Below are 12,887 nucleotides of genomic sequence, written 5' to 3'. Positions count from 1 at the left end.
GCCGGAAGCGCAATGAGCGAACTCCATCACGTCACCGCATCCGCCGTCGAGTTCGTCGAGCAGGCGCGCTACGACAGCCTGTCGAGCGAGGCGCTGCGCATCGGTCGGCGCTGCATCATCGACACGCTGGGCCTGTACCTCGCCGGTGGCCTCGAGGACTCGGTCCGCATGCTTGCCGCCGACGCGCTGGAGACCGGGGGGCGTGCCGAGGCGCTGCTGATCGGCCAGGGCCAGGCTCGCGTCCCGGCCGCGCTCGCGGCGCGGGTTCTGGGGACGGCCGGCCATGCCCATGACTGGGACGACACGCAGGTGTCCAACGATCCGCGTCATGTCTACGGGCTGCTGACGCATCCGTCCGTGCCGCCGCTGACGGCTGCGCTGGTGATGTCGCAGCGCCTCGGCGGCGTCGACGGCAAGCGCTTCATGCTCGCCTTCCAGACCGGCTTCGAGGTCGAATGCAAGATCTCGGAATGGATGACGCCACGGCATTACCGCCGCGGCCACCATTCGAGCGGCACGGTCGGCACCTTCGGCGCCGCTGCGACCACCGCCAAGTTGCTCGGCCTCAAGGGCGCCCAGGTCGCGCATGCGCTCGGGATCGCTGCAAGCTTCGCCGCCGGCATCCGCTGCAATTTCGGCACGATGACCAAGCCGCTTCATGTCGGGCGCGCCTCGGAGAACGGCGTCACGGCGGCGCTGCTGGCGGCGCGCGGCTTCACGGCCGATCCCGCCGCGCTCGATGGCAGCTGGGGCTTCTTCCAGGTGATGGGTGAGGGCGTCTCTGAGGAAAAGCTGCCGCAGGGCTTCGGCGAGACGCTGACGATCGTCGAGCCCGGCATCAGCATCAAGCCCTATCCGTCGGGCATCCTGACCCACCAGTCGATGGATGCGATGCTGGCCCTGGTGCTGAAGCACGATCTCAAGCCGGAGCAGGTTGAGCGCATTCGCTTCTTCGCCGGGAAGAACATCCTCGAGCCGATCCGCTACCCGCTGGCGCAGAACCATCTGCAGGCCAAGTTCTCGATGCCGGCCCTGCTCTCGATGATCGTGCTGTGCCGCCGCGCCAGCCATCATGAATTCAGCGATGCCTTCGTTGCGGGCGCCGCGATGCAGGACATGCAGAAGCGCACTGAAGTCCTCGGCGATCCCGAGATCGACGCGCGCGGCTACGACAAGATCCGCTCCCGTATCGAGGTGGATACCCGCGACGGCCGCACCCTCGTGCAATGGGCCGATGAGCGCTATCGCGGCGGGCCGGACAACCCGATCAGCGACACCGATCTCGAAGCCAAGTTCCGGATGTGTGCCGAGGGCGCGATCACCGAGGCCGCGCAGGACAAGCTGCTTGGGCTGGCCTGGGAGGTCGATCGGCTGCCGCAGATCCAGACGCTGGTCGACCAACTTGTCTTCGACACCACAGAAGCGGCCGTGCCGCTGCGTCGCGCCGCACATTGACGGACACGCCACCGCGCAACGACGCGGCGGCGCTCAAACGAGACCTCCCCGATGCAGGGCGGTCCGTTTCATCATCCCAGGGAGGGAACCATGCGACATCTGGCCATCGCCGCCGCCGTCGCCGCTGGCATTTCGGTCTGCTCGGCAGACCGGGCCGCGGCCCAGACGCCTGTCGATTACCCGCACAAGGTGGTGACGCTCGTCACCCATTCGAGCCCGGGAGGCGGCAGCGACGTCTTCCTGCGCGAGATGGCGAAGCACCTGCCGAAATACATCAAGGCGACCTTCGTCGTTGAAAACGTACAGGGCGGCAGCGGCGCGCGGGCGATCTCGCGGCTGGCGACCGCGCCGGCCGATGGCAGCGTCTTCTACGCGACGACGCCGACCTACATTTACACCTCGTTGCTCTCGAAGACGCAGCATGGCTACAAGGACGTCGAGCCGCTGGCGAATTTCTTCACCGACTCGGAGGTGGTCTACACGCGTGCCGACGGCCCCTTCAAGACGCTGAAGGACGTGATCGAGAAGGCGCAGAGCGCGCGCGGCCGCTGGGGTGCTGCCAATCCGGCCTCGCTCGAACGCCAGGCCGCCGAACAGCTCAAGAAGGCAGCGGGCGTCAACGCGGCGGTCGTCTCGCACGAAGGCGGCGGCGACCTGATGATCAATGTGCTGAACGGCACGCTCGACATCGGCGTCGGCGAGATCCCGGAGCTTCGGGCGCAGCTCGAAGCTGGCAAGATCCGGCTGCTCGCGACCTTCGATCCGCAGCGGATGGAGGCCTTTCCGAATGTCCCGACGGTCAAGGAATCCGGCTATCCCGTCGTGCTCGAGAAATTCCGAGGCCTCGCCGGCCCCAGGGGCCTGCCGCCGGCGATCACGAAGATCTGGGACGAGACGGTGCCGAAGGTTCTGGCCGATCCGGACTACCGTAAGGTCTATTCCGCCGAGAGCCTAGTCGCCAACTTCATCCCGCACGACAAGTACCAGAGCTTCGTCACGAATTTCGGATCGACCACCGAAGCCTTCCTGAAGGAGAGCGGCGTCCTCAAGTGACGCCGCGGACGGCCTCAGCCGCCACGCCCGAAATCCGTTCGGAAAGACCCGCGTCATGCGCGACCAATCGGCTCCCAAGGACCTCGCCGGCGGCATCACCGTGCTCGCTATCGCCGCCCTTTACTACTGGGCAACTGCCGGAATCGCCGAGAGCACGCTCTCGGACGAGGTCGGGGCGGGCGGCCTGCCGCGCATCCTCGCGATCACGCTGGCCGGGCTCGGCCTCGTCCTGACGCTACGCGCCATCCGTGCCGGTGCGCTCGTCCCGGCCGGAAAGCCCGAGGCAGAACCGACAGATGACGACGAGCCGCGCGCGACATTGCCGCGTGCGCTCGGCTTCCTGGCCTTCGGCGCGGCCTATGTCGCGCTCGTCCCGGTGATCGGCTACCTGCCGGGGGTCGCGCTGCTGATCGGAGCCGTCGCGCTCTACGAAGGCGCTCCGCCGAACTGGAGGACGGTCGCGATCGCAATCGGCGGCGCCGTCCTCTACTGGGCGATCTTCGTCAGGCTCCTCGGCGTGCGCCAGCCCACTGGCTGGTTCTTCTAGGAGGCGGCGATGCATTCGCTTGGAATTGCGTTCGATCTCCTGACCGGCTCGCCGATCGTCTTCTATTCGATCGTTGGCCTGATCTGGGGCATCATCGGCGGCTCGCTGCCGGGCATCTCGGCCTCGATCACGATGGCGCTGCTGCTGCCCTTCACCTATGGCATGGCCCCGGTGCAGGCGATCGTGATGCTGGCCTGCACCTATATCGGCGCCGAATATGGCGGCTCGATCCCGGCCATCCTGATCCGCACGCCCGGCACCAACTCCGCCGCCGCGACGGTGATCGACGGCTACGAGATGAAGCGCCAGGGCCGCGCCGGCGAGGCGCTCGGCATCTCGCTCTGGTCCGGCGTCATCGGCAGCCTGTTCGGACTGCTGATGCTGATCATGATGACCGAGCCGCTGTCCTGGGTCGCGCTCGCCTTCAAGCCGACCTCCTATTTCGCCCTCGGCATCCTGGGCCTCAGTGTCATCGCCTCGATGACCAACGGTTCGCTGCTGAAGGGGCTGGCGGCCGCGGTCGTCGGGTTGATGATCTCGACCGTCGGCACCGACCCGATCTCGGGCGTGACGCGCTTCACCTTCGGCAGCCCGGAGTTGCTCGGCGGGGTCGAGCCGGTGCTGATCATGATCGGCGTCTTCGCGGTCAGCGAATTGATGGTGCAATCCGGCTCGCGCGATCTCGGCGGCGTCAACGAGCAGGTGCGGGTGCGGCTGCCGTCGCTCGACATGATGAACCGGCTCAAGCGCTCGCAGTTCATCGGCTGCCTACTCGGCACCTTCGAAGGGCTGACGCCCGGCGGCGGCGGTTCGATCGCGGCCTTCCTTTCCTACAACGAGGCGAAGCGCTGGTCGCAGGAGCCGGCGAAATTCGGCAAGGGCTCCGAGGAAGGCGTCGCGGCGCCGGAGACAGCCAACAACACGGTCGCCAGCACCGCGCTGATTCCGCTGCTTTCCTTCGGCATCCCGAGCTCCAACTCCACCGCTGTCCTGCTCGGCGGTCTGCTGATCCACGGGCTGCTGCCCGGCCCGCGGCTGTTCGAACAGAATGCCGACGTGGTGGTCGGGCTCTATCTCGGCTCGTTCATCGCGACGCTGGCGCAGATCATCGTCGGCATCCTGCTGCTGCCGGTCTGCGTCTGGCTGGTCAACCGGCCGCGCGCCTATCTCGCCGGCTTCATCCTGGCGCTGATCCTGTCGGGCATCTTCACGCTCAATACCTCCTTCTTCGACCTCGGCATCGCGCTTGCCATGGGACTTGTCGGCTACCTGATGCGCCGCGCCGGCTACCCGTTCCTGCCGCTGATCCTCGGCGTCGTGCTCGGGCACATGGTCGAGTCGAGCTATCGCCGCTCGCTGCTGCTCTCGGGCGGCGACCACATGATCTTCCTCGAGGATCCGATCGCGGTCGGCCTGCTGCTGGCTTCGACCCTCTTCGTCACGCTGTCGCTCTTCCGCGAATTCCGCGACGCGCGCCAGGCCAGACTCAAGGATGCCCACGCGTGAACCACCAGAGCCCCATCGTTCCGTTCGCGACGCGTGACGAGCCTGTCGCGCTGCGGCTCGCCAATTTTGCCGCCCATGCCGATGTCAGCGAGAAGGCGCGTGAGACCGTGCGCCTGCTGTTGCTTGACGTCGCCGGCCTCTGCGTCGCCGCACGCGACACCGACTATGTCCGGGCCGCATTGGCGTCGACCGCCTCGCAGGGGAAGGCAAGCGCGATCGGTCATGCGATCGCTCTCGGCCCCTATGATGCAGCGCTCGTCAACGGCACTGCTGCGCATGGCGAGGACTTCGACGACACCTTCGAGGGTGGGCCGATCCATGCCGGCGCGGTGATCGTGCCGGCTGTGCTGGCCGCCGCGGAACATCGTGCGCTTGCCGGGGAGGCCGTGGTGCGCGGCATCGCGGTCGGCTGCGAACTGATGTGCCGGATGAGCCTCGTCGCTCCGCAGGCGATCCACAAGGCGTGCTTTCACCCCACCGCTGTGATCGGCGCGCCGGCTGCCGCAGCCGCCGTGGCGAGCACGCTCGGCCTGCCGCCGAAGGCGATCGCCCATGCGATCGGCATCGCTGGAAGCTTGGCCTCGGGCATCATCGAGTACCTCGCCGACGGCAGCTGGACGAAGAGGCTGCATGCCGGGGCGGCGGCGCAGGCCGGCATCCGCGCCGCCTTCATGGCCGAGGCGGGTTTTCTCGGCCCCGCGAGCGTGATCGAGGGCCAGCACGGCTTCTACCGTGCCTTCGCCCCATCGAGGACGCCGGACTTCGCCCCGCTGCTCGACAGCCTCGGCGAGAGCTGGATCCTCGAGACGCTCGCCTTCAAGCCCTATGCCTGCGGGACGATGACCCAGCCCTTCGTTGACTGTGCGATTGCGCTGGCGAGGCAAGGCGTCGGCTCCGACGACATTGTCAGCCTCGAATGCGAGGTTGGAGAAGGCACGGTGCACCGGCTCTGGGAGCCATTGGCGCTGAAGCAGGCGCCGCCCAACGCCTATGCGGCGAAGTTCTCGACGCCCTACTGCATCGCGGTCGGCTTCATGGATGGCGGTGCTGGGCTTGGTCAGTTCACCGAGGAGCGCGTGGCGGAAGCCGGCGTGCGGGCGCTGGCGGCCAAGGTCTCCTACGTCGTCGATCCGCAGAACGAGTATCCGCGCAATTTCAGCGGCCACATCAAGGCGATGCTGAAGGACGGTTCGGTGCGCGAAATTCGCCAGCCGCACATGCGAGGCGGCGCGCATGAGCCGCTTTCCACCGCCGATATCCTAAGGAAATTCCACGACAACGCCGCCTTTGGCGGCTGGCAGCCGGACCGCTCGCAGCGGCTCGCGGCCGATCTCGACGCGATCGCCGCCGGTGGCCGCGTCGATCTTTCGGTGTCACGGGGCTGAACGATGGCTGAACTCGCAGGCAAGGTCGCGCTGGTCACCGGCGCGGCACGCAATATCGGTCGGGCGATCGCACTTGAACTCGCGGCCGGCGGCGCAGCGGTGATGGGCGTCGCGCTCTCGGACAACGCCGGGCTCGGCGAGATGGTTGAAGCGGTCGCCGTCGAGGGCGGCCAGGCGGCGTCGCAGCTCGCCGACGTCACGGATCCCGCCTCCGTGCGCGCCGCGGTCGAGGCGACGCTCGCACGCTTCGGCCGCATAGACATCCTCGTCAACAATGCGGCGATCCGTGGCGAGGTCGCCTTCGAGGCGATGACACTGGCGCAATGGCACCAGGTGCTTGGCGTCACGCTGGACGGCCCTTTCCTGTGCGCACAGGCAGCCCTCGAGGCGCTGACGGCTAGCGGCACCGGCGCGATCGTCAACATCGGCGGCCTCACCGCCTACACGGGGGCGAAGCAGCGCGCCCATGTCGTCACCGCCAAGGCCGGGCTCGACGGGCTGACCAAGGCGCTGGCCCAGGAACTGGCCGAGCGCCAGATCACGGTGAACCTCGTCTCGCCGGGGCTGATCGACACGGTGCGCGGCGGCCATTCGGCGGCCGAGCCGGAACATCACAAGCGCCACGCGACGCTGGTCGGCCGCCGCGGCCGGCCACAGGAGGTCGCGGCGATGGTGCGCTATCTCGCAGGCCCGACCGCCCGCTACGTAACGGGTCAGACGCTGCATGTGAACGGCGGAGCCTATCTGCCGTGAACCGCCAAGGCGCTCACTTCGACTGAGGGCGCCGGCGGCGAAACAAGAAAACGCGCGAGCTGGAAAACCAGCCGCTTCTTGGAGGGAGGACGACATGGGGAAGCAAGCAAAACTCGCCGCCATGCTGGGGGCGGCGATCCTGGCCGGCGGAGCCCCGGCCATGGCGCAAGCCTATCCGACGAAGCCAATCAACGTGATCGTCCCCTATGCACCGGGCGGCAACACCGACGTGGTCGCGCGCATCGTGCTCGAGCACATGAGCCAGACTCTCGGCCAGGCCTTGCCGATCGAGAACATCGGCGGCGCCGGTGGCACGACCGGCTCGAGCCGCGCCGCCAAGGCCGCGCCGGACGGCTACACGATCCTTGTCGGGCAGATGGGCACGCATGGCGCCGCACCGGCGCTCTACCCGAACCTGTCCTACAATCCTGTCACCGATTTCGAGCATGTCAGCCAGCTCTCGGATACGCCGATCGCTGTTTTCGGCAAGAAGGCGCTGCCCGCGAACACGCTGCAGGAGCTGATCGCGCTGATCAAGGCCGACCCGGGCAAGCTCAACAACGGCCATGGCGGCGTGGGCTCGACCTCGCATGTGAGCTGCCTGCTCTTCACCGCGATGATCGGCGTCCGCCCGCCTCAGGTCGCCTATCGCGGCTCCGGCCCGGCCTTGAACGACCTGATCTCCGGCATGCACGATTTCATGTGCGACCAGATTCCGCACACCGTTCCGCAGGTCCTCGCCGGGAACATCAAGGCCTTTGCCATCGCAACACCGGAGCGCTCGCCCGCCATCCCGAACGTGCCGACCACGGCGGAGGCCGGCATGCCGGCCTTCGTCGCGTCCGGCTGGAACGCGATGTTCGCCCCCAAGGGCACCCCCAAGGCGATCGTCGACAGGCTCGCCGCCGCCGTTGATGCCGCGCTCAAGAACCCGGCTACTCGCAAGCGCCTCGAGGAAATCGGTGCTGTGATCCCCGCCAAGACCGGTCCGGAGGCGCTGCGCAGCCTGGTCGCCAGCGAGATCGAGAAATGGACGCCGGTGATCAAGGCGGCAGGCGTCGTGGCGAACTAGAGCCACAGGCGCGCTCGGCAGCCATGCGCTGCCGGCGGTGACGCCAATCTACGGTCTCTCTCGTCGGTGCGGATAGGCGACAGGATCAGCCGGTGGCGAGATCGGTCTTGCGATGGGCCCAGCCGGTGATGCGGGCCTCGATCAGTGAGAAGAGCAGGTAGAGCGCGACGCCGAGTCCCGCGAGAACGAAGAGGCCGGCGAAGACGAGCGGCACGTTGAAGCTCGACGAAGCGATCATCATCATGTTGCCGATGCCGCGGTTGGACGCGACTGTTTCGGCAACGACGGATCCGACGAAGGCGAGCGTGATCGCGACCTTCAGCGCCGCGAAGAAGTACGGCATCGCCCGCGGCAGGCTGACGTTCCAGAGAATGTCCCAGCGCGAGGCCTTGAGAGTCTTCATGACGTCTTCCAGCTCAGGCTCGACCGTCGCGATTCCGGTCGCGACGTTCACCACGATCGGGAAGATGCAGATGATCATCGCGGTGAGGATCGCCGGGACCGTGCCGGCGCCGTACCAGAGCACGAAGATCGGAACGACGGCGACTTTCGGGATCGATGAGAAGCCGACCAGCAGAGGGTAGGCGGTCCGGAACGCGAGCCTGGACGAGCCGATCAGGATACCGAGCAAGAGCCCGACGAGGACGCCGATACCGAAGCCAACGAGTGTGGTGTAGAGCGTCTGCCAGGTATGGGGCCAGATCGCCGGCCAATAGCGGATCAGCGCAGCGACGATCTGGGTGGGGCGCGGCAGGAGGATGTCCGAAATCCCCGCTACGAGGCAGAAGACCTCCCAGAGCACGAAGACCCCGACGATGAGGGCGACCGGCGCGCCGTTGTCGCGCATGAAGTCCTTGAAGCGCTCCATGGCCGTCGTCCTCAGGCGTGGATCGGGGCGTTGACGATGCCGGCTCCACCGCGGGCGTCGACGATCATGGCTCTCAGCCGCTGGTTCAGCGCGACGAAGGCCGGTTCGAAGGTCATCTCGATCGTGCGCGGGCGCGGCATGTCGACGAGGCTGTCGTCGAGGATTCGCCCGGGCCGCGCGCTCATCACGCAGATGCGGTTGGCGAGATAGGCTGCTTCCTTGAGATCGTGCGTGACGAGCAGCACGGTCAGCTTCTTGGACAGCCAGAGGTCCTGCATGATCGACCAGAGTTCCTCTCGGGTGAACTGGTCGAGCGCACCGAAGGGCTCGTCGAGGAGAAGCAGGTCGGGATCGTGGATCAGGGCACGGCAGAGATTGGCACGCTGCATCATGCCGCCGGAAAGCTGCCACGGATATTTGTCGCCGAAGCCACCGAGGCCAACCTGGGCGAGCAACGTCTCGACGCGATCGCGAAACTCGGATTTCCGCTTGGCGCGGTAATCATGCCGGAACGGCGGCACGATCTTCAGCGGCAACATGACGTTGTCGCGGATGTTGAGCCAGGGCAGCAGCGTCGGGTTCTGGTAGGCCATGCCGATGCGGATCGGCGTCGCGCCGATTTCGCGTCCCGCCACGAAGACATTGCCCGAGGAGGGCTTCAGCAACTCCCCGACCATCTTGAGAATGGTCGACTTGCCGCAACCGGACGGCCCGACGAGCGCGACGAAATCGCCTTCTCCGATCCGCAATGAGGTCGGCGCCAGGGCCTGTACCGCCTTGTCGCCTCGTCCATAGGTGATCGAGGCATGCTCGAACTCGATAAAGGCCGGGCGGGAACCGGCATGCTGTGGGATGAAATTCTGGGCGTTCATGAGCTGGCCCCCGATGCGACGACCGGTCCCTGCAAGCAGGCGGCCAGCGTCTGATCGACATGCTTCGGGTTGGGCGCCGGCATCCGCTGAATTGCGGTCACCTGACGGCCCCAGCCGCTCGTCTGCTCGATGAGTTTGCGATCGCGCTGGACGAAGCGACCTCGCACCAGCGTGTGGATCGGGATACCCGTCACCGAGACGCCCTCGAAGGGCGTGATCTTTCCGCGTGAATGCAGCGCATCGGCGCGGATCGTCTCGGTGCGCTCCATGTCGACCACCGCGATGTCAGCCTCGGCGCCCGGCTCGATGCGGCCCTTCGCCGGCCACAGCCCGAAAGCCATTGCGGGGTTCTCTGCCGAGATCCGGACGTAGTGCTCCAGCGAAATCCGCCCCCTCGACACCTCGTTCAGCATCAGTGGCATCTGGGTTTCGACGCCGGGGAACCCGCAATCGGCCTGCCAGATGATCTCCTTGCGCTTTTCCTCCGGCGTGTGCGGCGCATGGTCGGTCGCGATCATGTCGATCACGCCGTTCCGGAGGGCGTTCCAGATCGCCTCGGAATCCGACGCTTCGCGAACCGGCGGGTTGACGCGGATGACGGAACCGAGCCGCGCATAGTCGCGGGTGTCGAGCAGGAGATAGCAGGGACAGGTCTCGCCGGTGATCTCGACGCCACGCGCCTTGGCATCGGCGAGCGGCCGCAGTTCCGCCTCCGACGAGATGTGCAGGACGTGAATCCGCGCGCCCGTCCATTCCGCCAGCTCGGCGGCCCTGGCCACCGCCTCCGCCGCCACGATCGCCGGCCGCGCCGCGATATGGGCGAGCGGGTCGTTGCGGCCGGCTGCCATCAGGCGCTGCTGGCGCCAGGCCATGATCGAGGCCGTCTCGGCATGCAGCGAGATCCGCAGGCCCGAGGGGGCGATGACCTCGAAGCCTTCCAGCATCGCGCCTGTCGAGGGCGACGGGAGATTGCCGAAGGTGTTGCCCATGAAGCATTTGAAGGCATTGACGCCGCCTTCGATCAGGCCGGTAAGCTCGTCGATATTGTCCTCGGCCAGAAGCCCGTAGAGGCCGAAATCGACATGCGCCTTCCTGGCCGCCTCCTGCTTCTGCCTGAGTTCCACGACGGAGCGCGTCGGCGGGTTGGTGTTGGGCATCTCGAACACGGTGGTGGTGCCACCCATGGCGGCGGCCGCAGTGCCCGTTCGCCAATCCTCCTTGTGGGTGTAGCCGGGCTCCCGGAAATGCACATGCATGTCGATCGCGCCCGGCAGCAGGAACTTGCCGGAGACATCGACGATCTCGCGCGCCGCGGGCATGGTCTCGGGCTTGCCCAGGAGCGCGATCAGCCCGTCCTTGATGGCGATGTCGGCGCGATAGCGTGTCTTGCCGGTCACGACCGTGCCGCCGGTCAGGACGAGGTCCGCGGTGAAGGGCGTCTCGCTCATCACCGGGCTCACAACATCGCCCAGCCGCCATCGACCGGCAGGTCGACCCCGGTGATCTGGCGCGAGACATCAGAGGCCAGGAAGAGGCAGGCATTGGCCACGTCCTCGTCGGTCGAGACACGCTTGAGCGCGTAATCGGCGGCGTGCTTCTCCACGGCCGCTTCCTCGCTGATGCCGAGCCGGCTGGCCATCTCGGGTACGACCTTGCCGCGGAAGCGGGGGCCGTCGACCATGCCGGGCGCCACGCAGTTGATATTGATCCCGTAGGGGCCGGCCTCGAGCGCGAAGCTCTTGGTGATGCCGCGAAGCCCCCATTTCGAGGCCGAGTAGGCCATGCGGCCGGCGCGGCCGCGCATGCCGAAGGTACCGCCGACATTGACGATCTTGCCCGCGCGTTGCTCGATCATCGTCGGCATGCAGGCGCGCATGGTGTTGAAGCAGCCGCGCATGTTGAGATCGACGATCTCGTCGAACTCTTCCTCGCTCGTCTCCCAGCCGGTCTTTCCGATCGGGCCCGATCCGCCGGCGACGTTGACGAGGATGTCGATGCGTCCGCCGAAGGCCGCCTTCGCTTCCACGACCGCCGCATTGCAGGCCTTGCCGTCGGTGATGTCGCAGGGAACGATGATCGCCTCGCCGCCAGCCGCCCGCACTTCCTGGGCGACCGGCTCGATGGCCGCGACATCCCGGCCGATCAGCACGAGCCTGCAGCCCTCCGCCGCGAAGGCGCGCGTGACGGCCGCGCCCATTCCCTTCGCCGGCCCGGTGATGACCGCGACCTGCTTTGTCAGACCCAAATCCATGATGTCGCTTCTTCTCGTTGCTGCTTGGCTCAACCCAGCGTGGTCACGCGCTCGGCCATCGGGGGGAGGAAGGTGCGGCTGAAGACCTCATCCGGCGCTGGCGTACGCGGCAGCCCTTCAGCCTCGGCAACGATGGCGATCGACTTCCCGAAGCGCGCATCGTCGACATCGCCGATGCCCAGCGTCTTGCCTTCCGGATGGCTCATCTCGGCCTGGAGCGTCGCGATCAGGCGCTCCTTCTCGACCGCCTTGTTGATCAGCGGCTCGCGCTTCGCCACGGATTCGATCGCCGCGTCGTAGTCGGCGATCATGTCCTTGATGCCCCTGTTGAACGCCCGCAGCAGGCCGCGCAGAGCCTCTGGCTTCTCGGCGACGAGCTTGCGGGATGCGATGACGGCGTTGGAATAGAGGTCCATCCCGAAATCGCCGTAGTTGATGAACCGGAAGTCCTTGTCGGGGTCGATGTTGACCAGCTTGGCCGAGAACCGGATGGTGTTGACGAAGCCGAAGGCCCCTTCGACCTGACCGCGCTGCAGCATCTGCTCCCGCAGGTTCGGCTGCATGTTGGTGATGTTGACCTTGGCGGCGTCGATGCCGGCGAGCTTCGCGAAGGCCGGGAACAGCTTCAGCGCTCCGTCGTTCGCCGGGCCGCCGATCGTGCGGCCTTCCAGATCCTTCGGCGTCTTGATCGGGCTGTCGGCCTTCACCGCAATCGTGAAGGGCGGCCGGTTGTAGAGCGCGGCGATCGCCAATGGCGTCGAGCCGGCCGTCGCCTTGGCAGCCAAGGTGATCAGGGCGTTGATGTCACCGAAGCCGAGATCGTAGGAGCCCGAGGCCACGGCGCCGACGGCGGCCCCCGATCCGTTGCCCTGGTCCATCTCGATCTCGAGGCCTTCCGCGCGCAGATAGCCCTTGTCCTGTGCGAGGAAGAACAAGGCCTGCGGCCCCTGATAGCGCCAGTTCAGGACCATCTTGAGCTTGGTAGGGGTTTGCGCCAGGGCCGGGCTGGCGATCAGGGATGCGAGTCCCGCCGAGCCCGAAGCGGCGAGGAACTGGCGGCGGCTGAGCGAATTCGGCATCGGGGGCCTCTCGGTCGTGAGCGATGGCTGCTGCAGTAGCGAGAAG

General features: G+C 66.9%; 12 protein-coding genes. 7 read left to right on the top strand and 5 right to left on the bottom strand.

Annotated elements, in window-relative coordinates:
• Positions 1–12 precede the first annotated feature (12 nt).
• The 7 genes from VGN82_RS20630 (at position 13) to VGN82_RS20600 (ending at position 7,771) form a co-directional block, all read left to right on the top strand.
• Positions 13–1,455, top strand: coding sequence for an MmgE/PrpD family protein (locus VGN82_RS20630; protein WP_327528917.1), 1,443 nt, complete (start codon positions 13–15; stop codon positions 1,453–1,455).
• Positions 1,456–1,545: 90 nt separating this feature from the next.
• On the top strand, positions 1,546–2,508 hold the full coding sequence (locus VGN82_RS20625) for a tripartite tricarboxylate transporter substrate binding protein (RefSeq protein ID WP_327528916.1): 963 nt from the start codon (positions 1,546–1,548) through the stop codon (positions 2,506–2,508).
• Between the two features lie 55 nt (positions 2,509–2,563).
• Positions 2,564–3,055, top strand: coding sequence for a tripartite tricarboxylate transporter TctB family protein (locus tag VGN82_RS20620; protein ID WP_327528915.1), 492 nt, complete (start codon positions 2,564–2,566; stop codon positions 3,053–3,055).
• Between the two features lie 9 nt (positions 3,056–3,064).
• The gene (locus VGN82_RS20615; RefSeq protein WP_327528914.1) at positions 3,065–4,561 is read left to right on the top strand and encodes a tripartite tricarboxylate transporter permease; all 1,497 of its coding nucleotides are present in this window, start codon (positions 3,065–3,067) and stop codon (positions 4,559–4,561) included.
• Positions 4,558–5,946 carry an MmgE/PrpD family protein gene (locus VGN82_RS20610; RefSeq protein ID WP_327528913.1) on the top strand — a complete coding sequence of 463 codons (1,389 nt, stop codon included), beginning with the start codon at positions 4,558–4,560 and terminating at the stop codon, positions 5,944–5,946. The genes VGN82_RS20615 and VGN82_RS20610 overlap by 4 nt, the downstream gene beginning before the upstream one ends.
• A gap of 3 nt (positions 5,947–5,949) precedes the next feature.
• Positions 5,950–6,699: an SDR family NAD(P)-dependent oxidoreductase gene (locus VGN82_RS20605; protein ID WP_327528912.1), complete on the top strand. Its 750-nt coding sequence runs from the start codon at positions 5,950–5,952 to the stop codon at positions 6,697–6,699.
• A 94-nt stretch (positions 6,700–6,793) separates the two neighbouring features.
• Positions 6,794–7,771, top strand: coding sequence for a Bug family tripartite tricarboxylate transporter substrate binding protein (locus tag VGN82_RS20600; RefSeq protein WP_327528911.1), 978 nt, complete (start codon positions 6,794–6,796; stop codon positions 7,769–7,771).
• A gap of 85 nt (positions 7,772–7,856) precedes the next feature.
• On the opposite strand, the gene VGN82_RS20595 is transcribed toward VGN82_RS20600, so the two are convergent.
• From VGN82_RS20595 to VGN82_RS20575, 5 genes are read right to left on the bottom strand one after another with little or no spacing between them, the layout of a single operon-like run.
• Positions 7,857–8,639 (bottom strand): ABC transporter permease, encoded by a 783-nt coding sequence (locus tag VGN82_RS20595; RefSeq protein ID WP_327528910.1) that lies wholly within the window; start codon positions 8,637–8,639, stop codon positions 7,857–7,859.
• An 11-nt stretch (positions 8,640–8,650) separates the two neighbouring features.
• Complete coding sequence (locus tag VGN82_RS20590; RefSeq protein ID WP_327528909.1) at positions 8,651–9,511, bottom strand: ABC transporter ATP-binding protein; 861 nt, start codon at positions 9,509–9,511, stop codon at positions 8,651–8,653.
• On the bottom strand, positions 9,508–10,959 hold the full coding sequence (gene allB, locus VGN82_RS20585) for an allantoinase AllB (protein ID WP_327528908.1): 1,452 nt from the start codon (positions 10,957–10,959) through the stop codon (positions 9,508–9,510). The genes VGN82_RS20590 and allB overlap by 4 nt, the downstream gene beginning before the upstream one ends.
• Positions 10,960–10,967: 8 nt before the next feature.
• Positions 10,968–11,762, bottom strand: coding sequence for an SDR family NAD(P)-dependent oxidoreductase (locus VGN82_RS20580; protein ID WP_327528907.1), 795 nt, complete (start codon positions 11,760–11,762; stop codon positions 10,968–10,970).
• 29 nt (positions 11,763–11,791) lie between these two features.
• Complete coding sequence (locus VGN82_RS20575) at positions 11,792–12,841, bottom strand: ABC transporter substrate-binding protein (protein WP_327528906.1); 1,050 nt, start codon at positions 12,839–12,841, stop codon at positions 11,792–11,794.
• Positions 12,842–12,887: the final 46 nt, after the last annotated feature.

This window comes from Allobosea sp. (genome assembly GCF_035999205.1).
In the GTDB taxonomy this organism is placed as follows: Bacteria; Pseudomonadota; Alphaproteobacteria; order Rhizobiales; family Beijerinckiaceae; genus Allobosea.
Note: the sequence above shows the minus strand (reverse complement) of the source record. Positions and strands in the feature narration are given on the sequence as shown.

Coding starts and splice junctions, on each gene's coding strand:
- VGN82_RS20605 (WP_327528912.1), top strand. CDS start 5,950: ATGGCTGAACTCGCAGGCAAGGTCGCGCTGGTCACCGGCGCGGCACGC.
- VGN82_RS20630 (WP_327528917.1), top strand. CDS start 13: ATGAGCGAACTCCATCACGTCACCGCATCCGCCGTCGAGTTCGTCGAG.
- VGN82_RS20580 (WP_327528907.1), bottom strand. CDS start 11,762: ATGGATTTGGGTCTGACAAAGCAGGTCGCGGTCATCACCGGGCCGGCG.
- allB (WP_327528908.1), bottom strand. CDS start 10,959: ATGAGCGAGACGCCCTTCACCGCGGACCTCGTCCTGACCGGCGGCACG.
- VGN82_RS20600 (WP_327528911.1), top strand. CDS start 6,794: ATGGGGAAGCAAGCAAAACTCGCCGCCATGCTGGGGGCGGCGATCCTG.
- VGN82_RS20620 (WP_327528915.1), top strand. CDS start 2,564: ATGCGCGACCAATCGGCTCCCAAGGACCTCGCCGGCGGCATCACCGTG.
- VGN82_RS20625 (WP_327528916.1), top strand. CDS start 1,546: ATGCGACATCTGGCCATCGCCGCCGCCGTCGCCGCTGGCATTTCGGTC.
- VGN82_RS20595 (WP_327528910.1), bottom strand. CDS start 8,639: ATGGAGCGCTTCAAGGACTTCATGCGCGACAACGGCGCGCCGGTCGCC.
- VGN82_RS20590 (WP_327528909.1), bottom strand. CDS start 9,511: ATGAACGCCCAGAATTTCATCCCACAGCATGCCGGTTCCCGCCCGGCC.
- VGN82_RS20575 (WP_327528906.1), bottom strand. CDS start 12,841: ATGCCGAATTCGCTCAGCCGCCGCCAGTTCCTCGCCGCTTCGGGCTCG.
- VGN82_RS20615 (WP_327528914.1), top strand. CDS start 3,065: ATGCATTCGCTTGGAATTGCGTTCGATCTCCTGACCGGCTCGCCGATC.